This is a genomic window from Candidatus Poribacteria bacterium (genome assembly GCA_009839745.1).
In the GTDB taxonomy this organism is placed as follows: Bacteria; Poribacteria; WGA-4E; order WGA-4E; family WGA-3G; genus WGA-3G.
The window spans coordinates 1-21,278 of record VXPE01000001.1; the positions used below are offsets into that span (position 1 = coordinate 1).

At 50.8% G+C, this 21,278-nt stretch carries 22 protein-coding genes; 4 read left to right on the top strand and 18 right to left on the bottom strand.

The genetic code is table 11. From position 1 onward, the window contains the following. Window positions 1–122: 122 nt before the first annotated feature. The 11 genes from F4X88_00005 to thiO all read right to left on the bottom strand — a co-directional run bounded on the left by F4X88_00005 (window position 123) and on the right by thiO (window position 8,347). Window positions 123–944, bottom strand: coding sequence for an AAC(3) family N-acetyltransferase (locus tag F4X88_00005; GenBank protein MYA54650.1), 822 nt, complete (start codon window positions 942–944; stop codon window positions 123–125). A gap of 12 nt (window positions 945–956) precedes the next feature. Next, window positions 957–1,778: a class I SAM-dependent methyltransferase gene (locus tag F4X88_00010; GenBank protein MYA54651.1), complete on the bottom strand. Its 822-nt coding sequence runs from the start codon at window positions 1,776–1,778 to the stop codon at window positions 957–959. A gap of 60 nt (window positions 1,779–1,838) precedes the next feature. Next, window positions 1,839–2,597: a LamG domain-containing protein gene (locus tag F4X88_00015; protein ID MYA54652.1), complete on the bottom strand. Its 759-nt coding sequence runs from the start codon at window positions 2,595–2,597 to the stop codon at window positions 1,839–1,841. Between the two features lie 94 nt (window positions 2,598–2,691). Further along, window positions 2,692–3,594, bottom strand: a complete 903-nt coding sequence (locus F4X88_00020; protein ID MYA54653.1) for a hypothetical protein — start codon at window positions 3,592–3,594, stop codon at window positions 2,692–2,694. A 51-nt stretch (window positions 3,595–3,645) separates the two neighbouring features. Continuing rightward, window positions 3,646–3,876, bottom strand: a complete 231-nt coding sequence (locus F4X88_00025; protein ID MYA54654.1) for a type II toxin-antitoxin system HicA family toxin — start codon at window positions 3,874–3,876, stop codon at window positions 3,646–3,648. Then, window positions 3,873–4,079, bottom strand: coding sequence for a type II toxin-antitoxin system HicB family antitoxin (locus tag F4X88_00030; protein ID MYA54655.1), 207 nt, complete (start codon window positions 4,077–4,079; stop codon window positions 3,873–3,875). Before F4X88_00030 ends, F4X88_00025 begins: the two co-directional genes overlap by 4 nt. A gap of 73 nt (window positions 4,080–4,152) precedes the next feature. After that, the gene (locus tag F4X88_00035; protein MYA54656.1) at window positions 4,153–5,172 is read right to left on the bottom strand and encodes a Gfo/Idh/MocA family oxidoreductase; all 1,020 of its coding nucleotides are present in this window, start codon (window positions 5,170–5,172) and stop codon (window positions 4,153–4,155) included. A gap of 25 nt (window positions 5,173–5,197) precedes the next feature. Next, window positions 5,198–5,917, bottom strand: a complete 720-nt coding sequence (locus F4X88_00040) for a haloacid dehalogenase type II (protein MYA54657.1) — start codon at window positions 5,915–5,917, stop codon at window positions 5,198–5,200. Between the two features lie 284 nt (window positions 5,918–6,201). Further along, window positions 6,202–6,792 carry a sigma-70 family RNA polymerase sigma factor gene (locus tag F4X88_00045; GenBank protein MYA54658.1) on the bottom strand — a complete coding sequence of 197 codons (591 nt, stop codon included), beginning with the start codon at window positions 6,790–6,792 and terminating at the stop codon, window positions 6,202–6,204. Window positions 6,793–6,818: 26 nt separating this feature from the next. Beyond that, window positions 6,819–7,043, bottom strand: a complete 225-nt coding sequence (locus F4X88_00050; protein ID MYA54659.1) for a hypothetical protein — start codon at window positions 7,041–7,043, stop codon at window positions 6,819–6,821. 173 nt (window positions 7,044–7,216) lie between these two features. Beyond that, window positions 7,217–8,347, bottom strand: coding sequence for a glycine oxidase ThiO (gene thiO, locus F4X88_00055; GenBank protein ID MYA54660.1), 1,131 nt, complete (start codon window positions 8,345–8,347; stop codon window positions 7,217–7,219). 487 nt (window positions 8,348–8,834) lie between these two features. Between thiO and F4X88_00060 the strand changes: the two genes are divergently transcribed. Together F4X88_00060 and F4X88_00065 are read left to right on the top strand one after the other, a co-directional pair. Next, entirely contained in the window at window positions 8,835–9,122 is a 288-nt protein-coding gene (locus tag F4X88_00060) for an ethanolamine utilization protein EutN (GenBank protein MYA54661.1), read from the top strand. Between the two features lie 5 nt (window positions 9,123–9,127). Next, window positions 9,128–9,703 (top strand): 5-formyltetrahydrofolate cyclo-ligase, encoded by a 576-nt coding sequence (locus F4X88_00065; GenBank protein MYA54662.1) that lies wholly within the window; start codon window positions 9,128–9,130, stop codon window positions 9,701–9,703. Here F4X88_00065 and F4X88_00070 read toward each other — a convergent pair whose 3' ends face one another. The 3 genes from F4X88_00070 to F4X88_00080 are packed head-to-tail and all read right to left on the bottom strand — an operon-like array spanning window position 9,704 to window position 13,440. Further along, window positions 9,704–10,132 carry a helix-hairpin-helix domain-containing protein gene (locus tag F4X88_00070; GenBank protein ID MYA54663.1) on the bottom strand — a complete coding sequence of 143 codons (429 nt, stop codon included), beginning with the start codon at window positions 10,130–10,132 and terminating at the stop codon, window positions 9,704–9,706. It lies immediately after the preceding gene. Further along, complete coding sequence (locus tag F4X88_00075; protein MYA54664.1) at window positions 10,119–11,801, bottom strand: CRTAC1 family protein; 1,683 nt, start codon at window positions 11,799–11,801, stop codon at window positions 10,119–10,121. Before F4X88_00075 ends, F4X88_00070 begins: the two co-directional genes overlap by 14 nt. Then, window positions 11,785–13,440 (bottom strand): tetratricopeptide repeat protein, encoded by a 1,656-nt coding sequence (locus F4X88_00080; GenBank protein MYA54665.1) that lies wholly within the window; start codon window positions 13,438–13,440, stop codon window positions 11,785–11,787. Before F4X88_00080 ends, F4X88_00075 begins: the two co-directional genes overlap by 17 nt. On the opposite strand from F4X88_00080, the gene F4X88_00085 reads away from it, so the two are divergent. Both F4X88_00085 and F4X88_00090 read left to right on the top strand, forming a co-directional pair. Further along, the gene (locus tag F4X88_00085; GenBank protein MYA54666.1) at window positions 13,403–14,653 is read left to right on the top strand and encodes an Ldh family oxidoreductase; all 1,251 of its coding nucleotides are present in this window, start codon (window positions 13,403–13,405) and stop codon (window positions 14,651–14,653) included. The genes F4X88_00080 and F4X88_00085 overlap by 38 nt on opposite strands. Window positions 14,654–14,849: 196 nt before the next feature. Then, window positions 14,850–16,346: a hypothetical protein gene (locus F4X88_00090; GenBank protein ID MYA54667.1), complete on the top strand. Its 1,497-nt coding sequence runs from the start codon at window positions 14,850–14,852 to the stop codon at window positions 16,344–16,346. 79 nt (window positions 16,347–16,425) lie between these two features. Here the strand turns inward: F4X88_00090 and F4X88_00095 are convergent, their stop codons facing one another. The 4 genes from F4X88_00095 to F4X88_00110 form a co-directional block, all read right to left on the bottom strand. Next, the gene (locus tag F4X88_00095) at window positions 16,426–17,172 is read right to left on the bottom strand and encodes a hypothetical protein (protein MYA54668.1); all 747 of its coding nucleotides are present in this window, start codon (window positions 17,170–17,172) and stop codon (window positions 16,426–16,428) included. 70 nt (window positions 17,173–17,242) lie between these two features. After that, window positions 17,243–18,751: a uroporphyrinogen-III C-methyltransferase gene (gene cobA / locus F4X88_00100; GenBank protein ID MYA54669.1), complete on the bottom strand. Its 1,509-nt coding sequence runs from the start codon at window positions 18,749–18,751 to the stop codon at window positions 17,243–17,245. After that, window positions 18,748–19,776 (bottom strand): hydroxymethylbilane synthase, encoded by a 1,029-nt coding sequence (gene hemC / locus F4X88_00105; protein MYA54670.1) that lies wholly within the window; start codon window positions 19,774–19,776, stop codon window positions 18,748–18,750. The genes cobA and hemC overlap by 4 nt, the downstream gene beginning before the upstream one ends. A gap of 18 nt (window positions 19,777–19,794) precedes the next feature. Next, window positions 19,795–21,093 carry a glutamyl-tRNA reductase gene (locus F4X88_00110; protein ID MYA54671.1) on the bottom strand — a complete coding sequence of 433 codons (1,299 nt, stop codon included), beginning with the start codon at window positions 21,091–21,093 and terminating at the stop codon, window positions 19,795–19,797. Window positions 21,094–21,278: the final 185 nt, after the last annotated feature.

The following is a 21,278-nucleotide window of genomic DNA, read 5'->3' on the forward strand; positions in this document are numbered from 1 at the left end:
TGGCAGTAACATAACACATATAAAAATATTACCGAATTAAATTATGAAACTTCATTAGTCTGGAGAGGGTTCAAAACATATACGTAACGAAAAATCATTTTTTTTAGATTCAGCAGATCGCCCTATGTTCTATTTTTCTCAAGCCACTTGACGGCAAAGTCAACCACAGCACGTTGTGGCATGAGTTGGCAGTTCGCGTTGCCGACCTTGCCGTGTTGAACCACTTTTCCCGCATCAGACCGCAAAAAATCCTCACCGATTCGATCGAAATCCGAAGCATCTATATCGATATTTTCAAAAGTTGTCCATGTCCTCGAACCTGCCTCTGAGATTGGGGCACCCTCTCGGACGAGGCGTTTGGTCGGAAAGTCTGCTCGATATTCTGCGAGATGTATAGACGTGTTGTTTGAATGCCCAACACCGAGGAGCAGAACGGAACCCTGCAATTCGTAAATTCTGGCAAGTGGTGAATTTTCGCCCAAACCGAATCTTAAAGAATGATTATCTGTGACATAAAGGGCTTGAGGACCGCTCGCACAAAAGGAGCTCTGCGGATGCACACTACGAAGAACGCCTTTTTGCCTTCGGAATGTTTCCACAATTTTGCCCATCGAACGGGTCGGGGTCAAATCGGGATCGTAGGCGGGCATCGTTTCGCGTATTGTTTGCCACCACGACTCCGGCACGGGCGGGTTCTCCCATTGACTTGGGTCGCTGAGGTCAGTCGAGTGTGTTGGCATCACAAGTGTGCCAGTTTCCCCCAAGATTTCCTGAAGCGCGATAATAACGGCGACGGGACCGCCACACACCCATCCCATCGCGCTCAAGGACGAATGGACGAGTAAGACCGTCCCCTTTTTGATACCGAGTGCTTTAAAATCCGCTTGCAGCGATTCTATCGTGATAGGGGTCTTCGTCTTGTGAACCACTTGACCTTCAGGCATTATCAATCACCTCTATTTCGTTCCTATTGCAAGGACATGCGCACTCATACCGAGTATTGAGGGCTCCGCTTCGACTTTCCGAATTAAATCCAAAACCGCAGCGCGTTGCTCAGGATATGTCCAGTAGCTTTCAACAGACCTGAAAAGCCATGCCGGTCCTTCCACAGCCAGCGTTGCCTGATGCTGAAAACCGGCTTCGACCACTTCAGAACCGAGGGCTTCCGGACGGTGAAGATGCGCGTCTGTAAAGTACTTAAGGCTCTCGGTCGGGTTACGATGGTAACCCGTTTCAAGGTCGTTTTGAACGATGTCCATGTGAACAGGAGTCCTGAATCGATCCTCAAAAAAACTGTCGAGCAGAGACGCGAAGCGTGAGATACCCGCAGCAAGCATAACGCCTCCCTTTCGCAGGACACGATGTGCCTCGCCGAGGGCAAGCAGCCGTTCACTTTTATCAATCAGATGATAGAGCGGTCCCAATAACAGAACGGCATCCACTGACATTGAGGGGAACCGCAGTGCCCGCGCGTCGCCAAGTGATATGCTGGCAATCGCGTGTTCTATCTGTTGATTTGAGGCCTCTTTCGCTTGTTCAATATGTAAATCCACAGGATCCACGAGATGGACTTCATAGCCTACCTTTGCTAACCAACAGGCATAAGGACCCGAACCTCCGCCGATGTCCAAAACGACTGCTGGGGGTTCAGGTAGATAGCGTGTGATGATCTCTTGCGTCCGCGTAAATTCTATCTGTCCTTTGACAGTGTTTGTGAGTCTTTTCGACTCTTGCGTCTGTCTATAAAACGAGAGAATCTCATCTGAAAGTTGATACAACTAAGAAACCCCCTAAATCCCCCTTATCAGGGGGACTTGTAATATATATCCGAAAGCGTATTATCGGATTTGTTTCACCCATGCCCATGTTGTCGTCAGTTTATCTTCCGGGTCAACAGAAAGCGGTTCGAGATCCAAGGCGTTGGTAACATCAATGTAGTTCGGTTTTCCAAACCCACCGTCGCCATTGTTGCCGTTTTGGGTATTATCGTTGGCGTTGCCTTCATCGAAAGTGTAGTGGGCGTTTAAGCCCTCTTCATCGCCGTTGAGAACCTTCATCATGAATTCGTTGATTTCTTCTTCAGTTCGAGCGACTTCCCAAATACGGATTTCATCAATAGACCCTGTACAGAACCAACTTTTACTATCACCCACGCCGATATACAGTGAGGCATCGGTTGCGGCTAATTCCTTTGCTCCGAAAGGTGCGGCACCCTTCTCCTCCCCATCAATATATGTCCGCATCTCTTTACCGTCCCAGACTCCAGCGACATGTTGCCATTCGTTCGGCTCCAGTCCAGGGACATCCAGGATTTTCGTGCCGGGCCAAAGGACAAACCGTAATCCGTTTCCATTTTGGACAATTTCTGGAAAGATGTAATCCCGTTGGCCGCCCCAGTCCTTTGCAAGGCACTCGCCGACGGGTTTGCTCATGTTCATCCACGCCTCTATCGTTATCTCGGTTTTGGGATTTAAGCTGTCACTATTTGGGACTTCGATAGCCGTCGCGCCATCTAACTCCAGTGCCAGATTTTTCGCCCAAAGTGTACCAGATATCACCATGCCGATAATAAGGGTTATAAAGAACAAAACTTTCATGGTTTTCCTCCTGAGTCACCAATTTCGATTGTTGATTAGAGATCGTTCATTCCCGCTTTCCATTGCGGCGTGATGGCTGAACCTTGCATAGCATTTACCTTTGTGAGGCCAGATCGTCAAGCATCTGGCGGATCTTATGTTCACCACTATCAATGAACAGAGGTGCTAACGGACCTCTCCCGTGCAGCGTCTGAAGTAGGATATCAATCTGTATCATGCGCTGTTGCGGTGTGCGGCACGTGAGCCACTTTTTAACGAATTCGCGTGCGGGTCCCGGATTGCCGGTTCGGAGTGAACGGGTGCTTTTACGCCACGCCTGCCATCTAAAGGTATATTGACAGTTCGGACATTCGAGTTTCTCATCCTTCTTTTTTAAACTCTTCCGGTAATCCCGCCATCGACGTTTGTAACTGCAAACTGTACATTCAATATTCCCATGCTGATGGACTGCGATGCCTTGACACTTCGGGCATTTCAACTCAGATTCGGATCGCCGTTTTTGGGTAGTTTGATCCATCGGAGGTGGATCCGGTCTGCGGACAAGACCAAAACAGTGCGGACACGGTAAGAGGACACGGGTTCTCACGGATTGCTTATACGCTTCTTGGGACCAGGTCTTCCCGCACGTACACCGCAATACGTCGGTTTTCAGGAGTGCGGCGTGGCACGTAAAGCATCTCGGTGTATTACGGAGTGCTTGACGGCAGTCGCGCCAGAGCAATCGCTTGTCACAGTGTGGACAGCGAAACCAGTGTTCGTGCGTGCCACCTTCACCCTTACTAAAGAGCGGGTCAATGCGGCGCGTTACCTTTGTGCGACACTTCGGACACGGCACACGTCCACCTCGGTAAACGTCGGCAACTGTAGCGATGTCCGTACACCGGGCATAGAGTTCCCATCCGACATCCTGTAGCAATGTATCATCGTAGATACCGAGCCGAGCATATCGGTAGAGTCGCCGGATTTTGATGGGTTTTACACGGGGTGCCCAATCCATAGTAGTTTCTTCGTTCCTTTTCTAAGATATTCCTCCGCAATGAATGCAACGCTATTTAGATGAATGCAACTCCATAAATTCGTTGACCCCAAGTTGTGCCTGTCTGATAATGCTGCGCAAGGTGCCTCTATCCAGTTCCTTGTGATTAGGCACAACAACTTGTGCGAACGGGTTGTCACGACGCAAAATCAGGTGACTGCCATGCTGTCGCCTTACGTAAAAACCGACTTTAGCAAGCGTCTTCATACATTCTCGTCCTGAAATTCTCGGTAAACCACTCATACAGCTAACAATAATGCCTCAAAATGTTCTTCAGGGACTGGTAATCCGTCCTCTTTAAGTACAACAATATAACCCTCAATTGCCTCTCTAATGCTGCTAACCACCTGTTGTTTGGTTTCAGCTTGACTGATGCAACCGGGTAAACTGGGACATTCGGCGATCCAATAACCATCTTCGCCCGGATAAATAACTACTTGTCTCATCGTTTATCTCCAATACAACGACCTTGCTTAAGAATCAAGGTTCCGAAAAAACTAAATCTCTCTGTGCTATAAGTTACACTGGAATTTGAACAACCTCTCCGGTTTCAATACTATCGCTAATTGCCTCCAAAACACGCATGTTCTGATAGGAATCTTCGAGGCTTGCATGGGGTTGTGTCCCCGCCTGCAGCGATTCTGCCCAATGCTGCATCTCTTCGAGATAACCCGGTCTACCGATGCTATGGAATGCGGTGTTGAGGTCCCATTCCTCGGTCGGTGTGTCGGCATAGCCACCCCCCGCGTTGAGCCATGTCGGCATACGATAACGGCGCAGTCTGCGTGTCTCCAACACTTGGATTGCCTGATTGCCGGAGCCTTTGACGAAAACCATGGCTTCTAAAACCGGACCAGTGCCGAGCGTCATTGTGCCGATGCCGCCGTTCGCGTAACGAAGGTTCACGGACATTGAAACCGTACTCGATGCGGCATCAACTGTGCCTGTGGCGTAGACTTCGCTAACCTGTCCCATAAAGAAACGCATGCAGTCGGTCGGATGAATCACCTGATCGAGCATAAAGGGCCAGGCAAACGGGGATCCGGCTTCCTGAAGACGCGGGCCCGGGGCGAGGTATCGGGTATGGTATTGACAGGCTTCACCGAACGCATCTTCGTCCATCAACTGCTTGGCAATCTGGTGTGCAGGCGCATGTCGCCACATCGTGCCGACCATCCCAGTTTTACCGCTCTCAACCGACGCATCGACGAGCGTCTTCGCGCCTGCAGCCGTCGTCGCGGGCGGCTTTTCCGTGTAGATATGATAACCGCGTTGAAGACACTCAATACCGATGTCACGGTGCAGTTTGTCCTCCGGTCTACCGACGACAGCCACTGCGTAGAGGTCTTCATTTTTGAACATCTCATTGTAATCGGTATAATGACGGAGTGCCCCGAACCTTCGGGCGTTCGATGCTGCTTTCTCTTCGACGAGATCACAGGTAGCGACAAATTCAAATTCTGGCACCATCGGTATGCACTGTTGCAATTGCGATGACATGCCACCACAGCCAATAAAAGCAATTCGGATTTTATCCATTTTTTAATTTTCCTTGCGGTACAAACTATGCTATTCCTAATAGATCCGCCAACTCGTTAAAATCATTGGCGACGAGGTCAGATGGATGCGCATTTACGCCTTGCGTTCTGCCGGGTCCGTATTCCAACGGGCGCGGCACCAACGCTGTTTGAAAACCGACGGTTTGCGAGGCGCGGAGGTCGCCAGGGTGTGCGGCGACCATCATAACTTCATGCGGAGACAAACCGAGCAGCGCAGCAGCAGTTTCGTAAACTTCAGGATCAGGCTTGTAATGCCCCGTTAACTCGGCAGACAGGATACAATCCCAGGGTAGCCCCACAAATTTTGCCATATTGGTGAGCAAGGCAACGTTGCCGTTAGAGAGCGTAGCGATGATATACCGCGTGCGGAGTCGTTGCAAGCCACTGACTGCATCGGGCCACGGTTTGAGTCGATGCCAGATCCGATTCAGGTGGTCTTTATCGGCTTCGCTCAAGCCCTCGATTTTAAATTCGTCAAGGAGGCTATCCAAAATGAGTCGATGCAGGGCATCAATGTTTTGCCACGGTAATTTGCCTTGTCGAACCCTGTTCATCGCGGGCCCGTAACCGGCGCGCCATTTCAAGGCGAATTGTGCCCAATCGAGGTCAATGCCGTGAGTGTCCCCGAATTCTTTGCCTTCGGCGACAATTGAACTGTACCAGTCCACAACCGTGCCGAAGACATCAAAGGTGAGTGCCTTCACGTGGGAACGTGCGTTTTCCATGGTATTACGTTCCTTTCTGTTCTCTGAGACTTGCTAAGAGGGGAGAGGCTATTTCTGTGCTGTCTAAAGTCACATCATATATCAATCCGTTGCAATTGTCCATTGAATTATCAAAACCTTCGAGACTAAAACCTCGCCCTTTAGGGCTTACTGTTACCCATAAGTATAGGGGGTATGGAGCGTCTATCTTTTCCGTAAGTCTTCCTGTAAAAAAAAGCACTCTGGCATGAAGTCGGACGCCAGAGTGCCAAGGGAGTTTATATGTTGAAGCCTAAGAACCTCTATTAGAAGCTGGTCCTGTAAGGTGCCAAAAATTTCCGGAGTTGTCGAATCGCAGCGTTTTTGCGTGAGGCAACAGTGCCAATCGGACATTGAACGATCTCGGCAACTTCTTGGTAAGACAATCCTTGAACTTCTGTCAGCTGAAACACTAATTGATGTTCTTGCGACAGTTTGTTGATTGCAGCTTGGATTGCCTCGTAAGTCTCCTTGGCGATAAGTAACGCCTCTGGAGAATAGTTGGAGTCTGCGATAGCAACCGCAATGGGGTGAGAGTTTTCATCTTCATCGCTATAAGGGGCATCTAAAGATTCAATCTGCGGTGTTCTCTGATCCTTCGCTAACTCTTTCAAACATACGTTCTTGGCGATGTGATAAAGGAACGTTCTAAATTTCGCGATCGGGCGATACGTTGGCACACAGCGCCACACCCGTAGGAACGTTTCTTGACAGAGGTCTTCCGCAAGTGTCCGGTTTTTGACAAATCGATAGATAAAATTTAAAGTGTTTGTATAGTGACGCTCGGTTAAAATTCGGAATGCATCTCTGTTTCCGTCCTTCACAGAGAGCATCAACTGTTCGTCAGTGTGTAACATGCTTGTCTCCTCAAAAGAGGAGTTTCTCAAGCGAAGGCGCGCACCCCTCCTTCCGTTCCGTAACGGAGGATGCCTGCTTGTTCACTCCTCGGTCTATGCCTTCTCCATAATCGGGTCTTCGTCCAACAACGGCATGCAGTGGCAATTTTAAATGCCCGTGTCTTCAGGGAGATCCAATCCCCCAAAGAATTGTCACGTTCATCTCCAGCGTGAGGCATTGCCTCCGTTAAACACAAAACGTACTGACGCATTTTGAAAACTCCTTTCTAAGTTTATTCGTCAGATAGGGTAGTGTTTATACCCATTTTTCGACCATTAAAAAGATTATTTAAACTTTAACCCTTATGTTTTGAAATAATTCATTTAAAATTAAAAAAATATTCACGCCTTTAAATTTAATCCCTAAAGCCTGTGAGAATATCCGTTACATCCCTGTTGGCTGAAAGGGTTCCAAGGGCAACGATGGCTGTCCTGTGGTGATCAGTTCAGCGATAAGTTGTCCTGTAATCGGCGCGAGCAGAATACCATTTTTGAAATGTCCTGATGCCAAAACAACGTTGTCATACCCCGGTAGGTAACCGAGAAGGGGCCCCTTTTTGGCGTAAGGACGTAGACCCACCCATGTTTGCACGAAGGTGCTCTGCGCGAGTTGCGGCGCGATGGCGATTCCTGCGTCAATCATCTGCTTCGCACCGTCCACGGTTGCGGTTTTGTCATAGCCGACAAATTCCACCGTCGCTCCGAGTAGAATCTTGCCGTCGGCTCTCGGGACGATATAGATGCCGAGTCCATCGATGGTTCGCTCGAAAGGCGGCGGCATCGCTTCAACGAGGACGATCTGTCCTTTCGCAGGTTCAACATGAATCGGAACGTCAAGTTGAGCCGTAAGCGTGCCTGTCCAGCAGCCTGCGGCAATCACGAACGTGTCTGCGTAATGGGTTTCACCGTTCACGACGACACCCACGACGTGTTCCGCGCCGTCCTCCCTCACTCGGATAAAATCGGTGACAGGATTCCCCATTTGGAATTGCGCACCGAACTTCGCTGCAGCCTTGGCGAGTGCAATCACCATCTTCGGATTACGGACGTGCGCGTCTTCCGGGAAGAAAACGGCACCCGCGATAGATTTTGAGAGCGCAGGCTCCAACTGCCAGGCTTCTTCCGCCGTCAAGACTTCTGCTGTAAAACCGCGTTTCACCCGCCGATCTGCGAGACCGATTAATCCTGCCGCTTCATCTGGATTGAAGAATACCGACAGTGTCCCACATTCGATTAACTCAATATCTATCTGGGTCTCTGCTCGAAGTTCTTCCGCTAATGCAGGGTAGCGTGCAAGGCTCGCTCGACACAAGGTGGGATACGGGGCATCTGTTGAGGCGTGTGAGGTTAAAATTCCCGCACCTGCCCATGAGGCTTCTGTGCCGACAGCGGATGCTTTGTCGATGATTAACGATGTTACGTTTCGTTTAGCGAGGTCGTAAGCGATGTTGCATCCGATAATGCCCGCCCCAATAATGATGACATCGGTATGATTTCGACTCAAGTTATCCTCCACTTTCCCAGAGAATCAAACAACAACTTAAGAATAGTTTAGCACATTAGCGGACGTTTGTCAATTTCGCTTGCCGATGTCTTAAGGATATTCCAGTTCTACTGTCTATACACATTTTCGGATGCACTTTTGGCGGAATATAACGCAGGTTGCTACAGACGAGATAGACCCTGCAGTGTCCCGAAACCTGTGGACATACAAAAACACGTCAATGCTCCCAACTCTATAGTGAACCCCAACGCATACCTTGGAAAGTTGGGGTTCTGCAGTAAAGGGGTGCCAGGAACAGGATAGAGTTATATCCACCAGGCCGGGTCCTGAAAACTCTCTGAAAAAAAGGTTGACCTTCGACGGGGAATAACAGTATAATACTTCTATGCCGTACTATATCTCACAACTCGATGCACTCTTTGAAGAAGTTATGGCGGCAGAGGCACTTGATGATATTCAATGGTGAAGACGAGAAAGAAAGTGAAAGGTTTTTTATTAAATGATCCTTGGAAAAGTTACCGGGACAATCGTCGCGACGCAGAAAGATGAGAAATTAATCGGAAGCAAACTGATGGTTGTCCAAAATGTGGATCTCAACGGAGAGGTCGAGCGGATATATACCGTCGCGGTAGATGCAGTCGGGGCAGGTATCGGCGAAATCGTCCTCGTTGCTACCGGCAGTTCCGCGCGTCAGACCCAAGTAACGGGCAACAAACCGGTCGACGCTGTAATCATGGCGATTGTTGATACCGTGGAAGTTGCTGGAAAAGTCCGATACCAGAAGTAGAAACGATGCAGATCGCGATTGAACGGGCACGCGTCCGCGCGGAAACACGCCACCGTCGTGAGGCACTCCCCTCGGAAGCGCGGACACGGTGCAGCCAGCGTATCCTTGATGCCACTGCACGCTGGATACAGTGTGAGGGGTTCGACGCTGTGATGCTCTACCTGAATATGAGAAGCGAGGTTGAAACCACCGGTTTGCTTGAGAAGTTATTGGATTCAGGCAAGCAGGTATGTGCCCCTGTCGTAGATACAGAACAGATGGACCTCATCCCGCGACGGATTCAGAACCTGAAAACAGAGGTGGGGCGCCATCGTTATGGCATGTTGGAACCGAGTGAGGCATGCCCACTCTTTCCAATTGAACACCTTCAACTCATCGTTGTTCCCGGTATCGCTTTTGATCGGAATGGGTATCGCCTCGGATACGGCAAGGGTTTCTATGACCGGTTTCTCACAAGGTGTCCACACGCTGTGGCGATCGGATTGGCGTATGGGGTGCAACTTGTGGAAGATACGTTCCCACAGACGTGGGATGTACCCGTCCAGCACATTTTCACAGAAACGGGTAGGATAGGGATATAATTACTTCGCATCAACGAAGGGTCTTAATTTCTCCAGCGTCTTTGCACCGATACCCTTGACATTCTGGAGAGCATCCACACTGGCAAACGTGCCGTGTTGCTTGCGATAGTCGACGATCCGTTGTGCCATCTGTGGACCGATGTTCGGGAGGGTCTGCAGCTCTTGCGTAGAGGCGGTGTTGATGTTGAGAAGTTCGGGCTTGCTGGATGCTAACGTCTCTGTTGTTTGGCTGTGTGGACGTTCCTCGTTCGGGACGGCAATTAAATCCGGTTTTCCAAGGAACACTGCAGGCGCAAACCGCCGCACCCCCCAAAATCCGCTGCCGACTAAAATCAGTATCACCAGAAAAGTGACCGCCTTCCAATAATGGCGTTCGATGACATCCGATGTGGGCGGGGTTTCTAACCCCGAATCTTTATTCATTTCCATTTTCCTCGAGAGATAACACCTGATTTGCAGAGACGTTTTGGATTAACTGCTTTGTTCCACGCTGCCACAGCACCTCAATGCTGTCCACCCGTTCGTAATTCCCAATCCCGAAATGCAGTGTGAGGTCCTGTTGTGAAAGATAGCCGTCTCCGCTCCGCACCTCACGCGTCTGTGTGAGGGGTCCCGTCGTAATCTTAACCCGCGTCCCAATCGCATCCGTGGAACCGTGTGTCGCTGTCAATCGGAGCTGCAAATAGTTTTTTCGGTTACCACCATCGTTGCGTAAAAGGCGGGGTGCCGTGTTGGAATTGGTCACCACGATGTCGATATCACCATCTAAGTCGTAGTCTGCAAAGGTGGCACCGCGGCTGACATCCTCCAACTTCATGCCCGGACCGAGACTTTCGGAGACTTCGGTAAATGTGCCGTTCGCGTTGTTTTGAAAGAGCAGGTTGCGTTGCCCATAGGTGCCTTCCTGTCCGAGTTCAGCGAGATTCTCGTGTAGATGCCCGTTAGCAACGAAGAGGTCTTGGTATCCATCGTTGTCGTAATCGATAAAAGCCGTTGCCCAACCGAGATAGGGATAGGTGAGTTGTGCGGTTTTTGTCGTAGCCGTTGCGTCTGTGAAGAAGCCGTCTGCGTCGTTATGGTAGAGGGTATTCGTCTGTTGGGCATAATTCGTGACGGTGAGATCGAGCCAACCGTCGTTATTCCAATCGCCGAAGGCAGTGCCCATACCGTTTTCAGCGACACCGTCTTCGCTGAGGGCAACGCCGACCATGAAACCGACCTCTTCAAAAGTGCCGTCCCCAGTATTGTGATAAAATAGGTTTTCTGTGGAATCGTTAGCGACGTAGATGTCAGGCGTGCCATCGTTGTTATAGTCTCCCCAGACGACCCCTAACCCTTTGCCCGTGGTATTGTAGATACCCGCTGTTTTTGTTACGTCGGTGAACGTGCCGTCACCGTTGTTGCGATAGAGTGTATCGGATTGGGCAGTGAAGTTATCGGGTTCACAGTAGGCGCGAATCCCTTTTTCCTTGAATCCACACCACGGATTCTCATCGATGTCAAAGACGATGTAGTTGACAACATAGAGATCCAGGTTGCCGTCTCGGTCGTAGTCAGCAAAGGCGCAGCCCGTGCTCCAACGCGGCTCCGTCACACCTGCGGATTCCGCGACTTCCGTAAATGTGCCATCGCCATTATTACGGTAGAGCCGATTGATCCCGTAGTTTGTGACGTAAAGATCCAGGTTCCCGTCGTTATCATAGTCGCCCACGGCACATCCGTGTCCGTAACCGGTATCCCCGACGCCGGCTTTTTCGGTAACATCTGTGAACGTGCCATCGCCGTTATTTTGATAGAGACAATTGGTCGGGATCTCTTGTGAGACGTAACCGGGGAGGGGTGCGCTGTTAACGAAATATAGATCGGGGTCTCCGTCCTTGTCGTAGTCAAAGAAAGCGGCACCGGAACCGAGCGTCTCCATGAAATACTTCTGTCCGCTCCGTCCGTCGACGTGTTTCCAACGGATACCCGCTTCCTGCGTTACATCAACGAATTGAATGTGAGTATCGGCGTTCACAGGGCGGATAGGGACCCCTTGTGCGACAATTGCGATTCCGATGAGAATTAAAATGCCTATACTCTTACTTCGTCTTTTCATTGGCCTCCTTCATCTTTGCCAAGGTCTGTCGAAAAGCATCGTTTTCGGGTTCCATTTCAATGGCGGTCTGAATCGCTTTCAGTGCTTTTTGATGCGCCCCTGCCTGAAAGTAAGCTAAGGCAAGGGTCTGTAGGTATTGTGGGATCGGGGCTAAACGGACAGCCTTCTCAGCCAAAGCGATGGTTTCTTGGATTTTAGCCGCTCTTTGCCCTGTCGGTAGGGACTGGGTTCCGCTGCTGGAGGCATCTTCAAGATAAAGCCGTGCCAATCCGTTTAGGGCGTAATGTGCGTCTGCGTCTAACTTTAAAGCGTTCTGATACGCGGCGCGTGCGTCCTCAAATTTGCCGCGACGGTGCTGGATGACAGCGATCCCGACCTGGGCATGCACCAATGAAGCGTCATAGACTACGGCTGTTTTGTATTCAGCAAGTGCGTCCTCAAACCTGTCTTGCACATAATAGACTGCCCCCAATCCAGCGTGCAGGGCGGCTTGCTCTGGCGCAACCGCAATTGCGCTGAGATAGGCGTTTTCTGCTTCGCTCAACCTGCCTTTGCGGAAGTAGAGTTTGCCGAGTTTATAGTGTGCCGCGGCGTATTCTGGCTGAAGTTTGACTGCTGCCTCATACGCTTCGAGTGCCTTATCGAATTTCCCATGCTTTTCGTAAGTGCGTCCGAGTTGATACTGTTTGCGCGGGTTGCTCGGTTCCAGGAGAATCGCGCGCTCGCGGGTGTCAATCTCTTGGGCAATTGCGTTTAGACGCCGATAGGTTTCCATGGCGCGTTTGCCTTCCGCCGACTGCTTTAATCGGAACAGTGCCTGCGCGAGGTTATAATACGCCCCGATATGGTCGGGTTGTTGTGCGATGACCCTGCGGTATAAGTCAGCAGCGCGCTGGAATGCACGTTGTTTTGATGCGATTAAACCCAGACTATAGGAAGCCGCCGTAAAATTAGGGTCCAGACGAATCGCCTTCTCTAACAGTGGACGTGCTTTGTCCAGTTCTCCCTGCTTTTGATAAATGGCACCTAAGTTCCCGTTTGCCATCGAAAGTTCAGGGTTCACGGCTAACGCCGATTCGTAATAACGAATTGCCTGTTCCTGTTGTTTGACGGCTTCATAGCAGGAGGCGAGATTCGTCATGGCTTCCGCGAGTTTCGGTGAAAGGTCAAGCGTCCGCTGGTAGACTTCTATGGCTTCTGCAAACCGCGAGGCTTTCTGATAAGCCGTTGCGAGTCCAACCTGTATTTGGAGGGAGGCTGGGTGGTTTCGGCTGAGTTTTCCATAGAGGTCAATTGCTGCGTCATTGCGCCCGGTTCTTGTGTAGAGCAAAGCGAGATTTGCTTCGGCTTGTAGCAGTCCTGGCGCGATATCCAGTGCCTGTTTGAGAACGCCTTCCGCTTCAGCGAATTGACCAAGCTGAATGTAAACGGTTCCGAGTCCAGCGTATGCTTGCGCAGAGGCAGGGTCGCCTTGGATGGCGTGCTGAAAGTATCGGAGTGCTTGTGTATATTGTCCGCGCTGCGCGGCCTGCATACCACGTCCGTAAAGCTCTTGGGGTGTTTGTGCGGCAGCATTCCCCGCAAGGCTGACCAAAACCACTATGAGAAAGGCAAGGAACGATGCTCCCTTGTTCGACATGACGGTCTATCCTCCGTTGCTAATTTTAGTCTGGAACAGTCCTTCATGTCAAGTGTTTCTTGCGTTTCAATCGAAATACTCGTCTTCATCAAACTTCGTCCACGATTCAAATATCGGATTGTGCTTGATTCGTAACCGCGCCTCTGGTAGAATGGACGATAAATTCTTAACTGGAGGGGATGTTATGCAGGAAATTGTGGTAGATTCAGCGAAGTTACACGATTTCGCTCGGACGCTTTGTGAAAAGGCAGGCTTGCGTTCCGAGGATGGAGAGACAATCGCAAAACATCAGGTCCTCACGGATTTGCGGGGTGTGCATTCACACGGCACCCGCGCTTTACCGGGTTACCTTAATCTCGTGCTTGACGGGAAGATGAACCCACAACCTGACCTCCGCATTGCAACTGAGGGACCGAGTTTCGCTGTTGTTGACGGAGATAACGGAATGGGACATCTCGCAAGCACGTTCGCAATGGCGACGGCGATAGAGAAAGCGAAGACAACGGGTATCGCTGCCGCAGGGGTTCGCAACGCCGGCCATTTCGGGGCAGCGGCATGCTACGCAATTATGGCGGCATCGAACCAGATGATCGGGTTTTCAACGACGAACACAGGGGGCGCCTCTATTGTAGCACCCGGGGGTGCAGAAGCCGTAGTCGCCAATAATGCCATGAGTTACGCCTTGCCTACTGGCGATGGGCATCCGATTGTGTTGGATATGGCGTGTGGTGTTTCCGCATGGGGGAAGATCGGCACACTCCGAATGTATGGAAAACCGATTCCTGAAGGGTGGCTCATAGATGAAACGGGGCAACCCACCAACGATCCAGAGAAGGGACGTTTCCTCGCACCCGCAGCGGGACCCCGGGGTTACGGATTGGCACTCATCATGGGCATCTTAGCGGGTCCTTTGAGCGGTGGCTTGATGGCTTGTAATAAGGCAGGCGACCCCTCTGAACACTTCTTTTTTGCGATGGACGTTGCGAGTTTCACAGACTACGCGGGTTACGTTGCGGAAATCCAGCGAGGTATTGACAAAATTCACGCCTCGAAAACGGCAGAAGGCGTGGAACAGGCATATCTCCCCGGCGAAATTGAGTGGAATAACTACGATAATTACCTTGAAAACGGCATTCCGATCCATGTAGACCATTTACGCGGTCTCGCTGGTATTGCTGAGAAGTTGGACGTTCCCATCTGTTGGGAATGGTAGGGAAAAACAAGCGAAGTGTTCTGAGGTGGGAGGAAGTTTGCGAGTGTGCTATAGCAGGAAAAAGTTTGCGAGTGTGCTAAAGTTTGCAAGTTCGGAAGTTGGAAGAGATGTTTGGAACATCCAAGTGCCTCTTACAACTTTACAGACTTTAGAACACTTTAGAACACTTTACGGACTTTAAAAGAAGGTATGAAATATGGCAGAAACCAAAGAACGTGTAGGGGGCGGCACGCTCCCTGATTGGGAAGTCGATGATTTACCTGCACCGCCCCCGTATCAATTTGGGAAAGCATTCCGAAATATCTTGGGTCCCGGTATCATCGCGTTAGGCGGTTCAATTGGGAGTGGTGAATGGCTACTGGGGCCCGCAATTACCGCACAATACGGTGGCACATTGCTCTGGATCGCAACAATCGCCATCCTACTTCAAGTCGTTCTGAATACAGAGGCGATCCGCTATACGCTCTATACCGGCGAACCGATGATGAGCGGTTATATGCGCTGTAAACCCGGGGCTGGCTTCTGGATGTCTTTCTATTCGGGGATCAACTTTTTCGGGATTTGGCCCGGTTGGGCGATGACGGCTGCGACGGCACTCGCTGCTGCGTGGCTCGGCTATATGCCCCAGGACGCAGATGGCGGGACAGTGCGTGTATTCGCATATCTCATCTTTTTCTCCTGTCTCGGCATTGTGCTCTTCGGCGGGAAGATTTACAACTCCCTTGAGAAGGTGTCACTCTTTATGGTGGTTTGGATTATCGGCTACCTGGTCATCGTCGATCTGTTTATGGTGTCACCGAGCACATGGTGGAAAGTTATCAAAGGTTTCTTGAGTTTCGGCGCATTTCCAACTGGCGGAGAAGACGAACAGATCAATTGGTTGTTGGTCGGTGCGTTCGCGGCGTATGCAGGCAGCGGCGGCTTAGGCAATGTCGGCATTACCCATTACGTGCGCGATAAAGGCTGGGGCATGAGCAGTCTCGTGGGGGCGATTCCCTCCATGATTGGTGGACAACACGTGACGCTTTCGCACTGGGGCAAAGTGTTTCGCATCACACCGGAGAACCTCGAACGGTTTAAGGAGTGGTGGAAATACGTCCGATTTGAGCAGTATTACATCTGGATGATCGGATGTTTTGTCGGTATCGCACTCCCCGCAATGCTGACCTTGCAGTATGTGCCTTTAGGGCAGGAGATGGGACAGTGGTCGGCAGCAGCGATGCAAGCGCAGGGACTTGAGGCAAAAGGCGGTAGAATTATGTGGTATCTCACACTCCTCTGCGGTTTCTGGGTGCTGTTTTCGACGCAGCTCGGTGGTGTGGACGGTGTGCCGCGCGGCTTTACAGATATTATTTGGACCGGTGTGAGACGGGCGCGAAACTTGGGTGAAAACAGCGCAAAATGGATCTACTATCCGATACTCGCTGTCTATATCGTCTGGGGTATCATCGCCATGTATCTCGCGAAACCGTTTTTCATGATTCTCGTATCGGCAACGATTGGCGGGTATCTCCTTGTGTTTTCAGCGATACATACGCTTTACGTGAACCGGAAATTCTTGCCACCTGAGATACAAGCACCCTTGTGGAAGCAGATTGGACTCCTCTTGTGTGCAGGCTACTATTCGATCTTCGGAACGATTACTGTCTATCAAAAAGTGCTTGTGCCTTATATTTTCCCGATTTTCGGATAGGTTTGGGAGGTTGGCTTGAACCGATATATGCGGGCACCCACGAGGGGTGCCCTTACTTAAAATGATCCTGATCGTAACGCTAATAGCGTGCCTTCAGTATCCCCCACGTTGTCGCCACTTTGCCTTCAGGTTCAACCCCCCACGGTGTCACATTGTCTTGGAAATACTCGTATTCCACCTCTAAGGAACCCACTCCTGAAGCGACACCCGCATAAATTCCGAGCCACAACGGGGGTGTCATCTTAAAGTCGCCTGCACCGAAGTCTGTCCAATCGTCATTTGCGTCCATCTTATACCACGCCGTGTAAGTATCTCGCTCTTTCTGGAGCCTGAGGAACAACTCCGTATCCCCGAAGTCGGGACGCCACGGTGGATCCGGTGGACCGCCAGGCACACCCGCCTCCCGGGTCTGGAACTGGAGTTGCCCTTTAGCACCCGCATCCCGCGACCAGAATTTGATGGTGACCCAGTTATTGTCCTTCGGGCTTTTGACGAGAAGGCCATTCACACCGGAATCGGTGTCCCATTTGGAAAAGAAGTGGGTTTCGACATCAAACATCTCAGCATCCGTTTCCTGATAGAGAAAGTGGGATTCATCCGATGCCCAGATGTTTCGGTTGGTTTCACTGTCGATATATAGGTGATCCGCGCGGGTTTCACCGACATCCCAATCCGGGGGTTCGTTTTGCCATTTCCAATTCGGATTTTGCAACTTCCCCTTCTCAAAGGGATCCCCGAAGGATTCGTCTGCGGCGTTTGCGATGCAGGCAACACTGAACATAAGTAAGCAAACGAGCGCGCTATAACAGAAAATTTGGTTTTTCATAATGTAATCTCCTTTTTGTAGCACAAACTTTTAGTTTGCGCTACGGCATTGTGGGTTTTACTATAATAAATCATGCCTCAATAATTGCGTCCACAAGACTTTCAACGGATGCCTCCTTCGCAACCACGTCGACCCGTATATCACGCGCCAGTGCCGTTTTCTGCGTTGTGGGACCGATCACGGCGACCTGGACATTCGCGAGTAAGGCTGTAGGTGTGTGTGCGGGGAACATCTCCAAAAAATTCGTAACCGTTGATGAACTGGTGAATGTGATAAAGTCGATGCTACCGTTCAGGAGGTCTGCTTCGATGTCGTCTCGCCTTTTATCATCATCGTCCGCCACTTTGAGGGTATCATAAAGCGGCACATCGTTGACGTGTGCCCCCTTCTCGCGCAAACCGTTGGGGAGATCGGCAGCGGCGATTTTCGCACGTGGCAGGAGGATTTTCTTTCCATTCACGTCTTTCATTTCAGCGGCAATCGCACTGCCGCGAGCGTGAGAAGGAACAAAATCGGGATGAATCCCGATGCGATTTAAAGCCTCCACTGTTTTCGCACCAACTGCGCAGATACAGCTCCTACCCAACGCTCGGGCATCCTTTCCGCTTTCCCGTAGACGTTCATAGAAAATTTCAACGGCGTTGGCACTCGTGAAGATAACCCAATCGTATGCGTTGGGAGGCGGTATGTCCACATCCTCAAGGGGTTGAATCTGTATCGTGGGGAATTGGATGACCGCTGCGCCGTTTGCTTCCAAAAGACCTGCGAATTCGCTTGCCTGTGCACGGGCACGTGTGACAAGGATCCGCTTCCCGAAAAGGGGTTTGGTATCAAACCATCGGAGGTGCCGGCGTAGTCGGTTCACCTCTCCCACAACGATAACCGCCGGACTTTTGAGTTGCGCCGCCTCCACTTTTTGCACGATGTCGGTAAGCGTGCCTTGGACGATGTGCTGTTGCGGTGTCGTTCCGACGCGGACTAAACTGACTGGAGTTTGCGGGTCTCTACCGTGTGCGATCAGACGCTCCACAATCTGATGGAGGTGCGCAACCCCCATGTAGACAACGAGCGTATCGACGGCTGTGGCGAGGTGTGCCCAATTGATGTTTGAATCTGGACGTAGTGCCGCCGAATGCCCCGTCACAAAAGCGACCGATGAGGCATAGTCGCGGTGTGTGACCGGGATGCCAGCATACGCAGCAGCAGCAATCGCAGACGTGATACCCGGCACAATCTCGAATGGGATACCGGCTTCCGTGAGAGCAACCGCTTCTTCGCCACCGCGTCCGAATATATACGGATCGCCGCCTTTCAGGCGAATAACAGTTTTACCCGCTTTGGCATGTTCAACCAGCAAATGATTGAGCTCATTTTGGCGTGTCGTTCGGGTTCTTGGGTCAGGGGCTTTGATTTTTTCGGCGTGCACGGGGCAATGTTCCAACAACGCATCGTTTAGCAACAGGTCATAGATGACAACATCGGCGCGTTGAAGGCACTCCACACCTTTGAGCGTGATGAGTTTTCTATCGCCGGGACCAGCGCCTACGATGTAAACAATACCTGTGCTCGGTGTGTTCATTTATCGTTCTCCTGTTCCTTCAACAGTTCTGTTGCCCCACTGTTCCGAAGTTTTTCGGCAACAATTCCGCCCAGGTGTTGTGCTATATCTGGCGTTCCCGTGGTGCTCCCCACAATACGTCGCGTCCCGTCTGGATGACAAACCGCACCGATGAGCGAGAGTTCACCCGCAACATGTTTCGCATGTGCACCAATCGGCACTTGGCATCCGCCACCGAGACTTTCCAAAACAGCTCGTTCCGCTGTGGTTTCTGCTGTTGCTGAAGGGTCATGCAGGGGCAGCAGTAGTTGTTCAACCCTATCGTCGCCCTCCCGCACTTCAATCCCGAGCGCGCCCTGTCCAACCGCCGGGACCATCTGTTCCGTGTCAAAGAATTGTGTGATAATTTCTGGATCGAGGAGCCGTTTGATGCCTGCCGCAGCGAGGATAATTCCGTCGAGATCGGTTTCGTAAAGTTTACGCAACCGCGTATCAATGTTGCCTCGCACATCAACGACTTGCAGATCTGGACGGATATAGAGGAGTTGCGCTTTTCGGCGTGGGCTTGTCGTGCCGATCTTCGCGCCTTCCGGCAAGTCTTCTAAAGGCGATCCTGTGTCTGTGACCAGCACGTCGCGCGGGTCTTCTCGCGTCGGGATGGCGGCAATGCAAAGCCCCTCCGGCAATTCTGTCGGGAGGTCTTTCAAACTGTGGACAGCGAGGTCGATGGTGCCGGTTAAGAGCGCGTTTTCTATCTCTTTCGTGAAAATACCTTTGCCCAGGCCAACTAACGAGCGGTTTTGGATTGTATCACCGGTAGTTTTGATGGTCTTGAGGGAGACTTCCAAGGTGGGGAAATGGCGTTCCAATTGATTTTTGACGAAGTGTGCCTGCCAAAGCGCGAGTTGACTGCCGCGTGTCCCAATTACGAGTTTTTTAATTTTCCCTTGCGGAGCAATTGAGGAGGTTTCCTGTTTGACGGATTTCCTTTCCGACGAGTCGCCCGCGTCGTTGTTGCGGACTTTGTTTTTGCTTCTAATTTTCATTGTACTAACCACTGATGGCTATTCTGGGTTCTCATCGTTAACATCCAAAACGAACAATTCCTGTAGTGCTTGAATATATTGCCCGTGATCGGCATCGCCGTCGTTGACAGCACCACGCAGGTTCTTCATCGGATGATGGAGCAGCTTTTTGACGATTGCCTGCGTCATGGAGGCGATGGCTTCCTCTTGCGCGTCGGAGAGTGTTGTTTTGTAGAAACACGCTTGCAATTCGGTGTCGGCTATCTGTCGAAACTGCTGGTGCAATGCTTTAATCGTAGGATTGACTTGAAAGACTTGCAATTGGTCGTAGAAGCGTTTGGCTTCTTCAGAGACAATCTGTTCTGCGTGGATGGCTTCCTGTTGCCGGTCTTGGAGGTTAGAGGCGACAACGGCTTCCAGATCATCGATATTGTAGAGGAACGCCGAGTCGAGTTTGCTCACATCCGGATCGATGTCGCGTGGGACAGCGATATCGATGAGGAACATATATCGGTGTTTCCGCTTCCGCATAATGTTGACGAGAGGCTGTCGCTTGATGAGGTAGTCGGGAGCGTTGGTAGAACTAATGACAATATCGGCATCAATGAGGAAATTGAGATCGCTGTCGTAGGCAAGAGGGGTTCCCTTAAACTTCTCCGCAACTTTTACCGCCCGTTGGTATGTCCGATTTGCAACAATCACGTTGGAGACCCCATTTGCAATGAGATGCTTTGCTGTGAGTTCGCTCATCTCTCCTGCCCCGATAATCGCGACGGTCTTGCCTTCGAGGGTGTTGAAAATCTTTTTGGCGAGTTCAACGGCGGCATAACTGATGGAGACGGCACCGGTGGTGATTGTCGTTTCGGATCGGATGCGTTTGCCAACGCTGAAGGCTTTCGTGAAAAGGCGGTTGAGAATAGGCCCCGAGCTGCCTGCTGAACGTGAGGTGTCGTAGGCATCTTTAACTTGACCCAGTATTTGAGACTCACCGACAACCATGGAGTCCAGACTCGATATGACTCTGAAAAGATGCTGGATTGTTTCCAAGTTATGATGGAGATACGTCCATTTCTTCAGTGATGCCGTATCAATCTGATGGCATCGGGAGAGGAATTCAGCCAATACCTTGCCGGCGGCTTCGGCAGTCCGCACTGAATTCAGGACTGCATAGACTTCTACCCGATTGCAGGTCGAGAGAATTACTGACTCTTGGATCTGATCGGATTCACGCAGGTGCTGATGGGATTCAATGAGTTGTTCTTCGGAAAACGCCAACCTTTCCCTGAATTCAATGGGCGCGACGTGGTGGCTGGTTCCGATGGAGACGAGCTGGTTCATTCCTGTTACCCAAAAAATCTAAAAACGTGGGACATCCTTCATACGTTTGCTAAATTATATCACATATCGGGGGTTGTGTCAAATTTAGGACTGAGATTAGACTGGTTCGTAGTAGGGAAACCATTTATTGCCCGTTATATACAACTTTAGAACGTGCGATGAATCGCACGACTACAAACCCACTT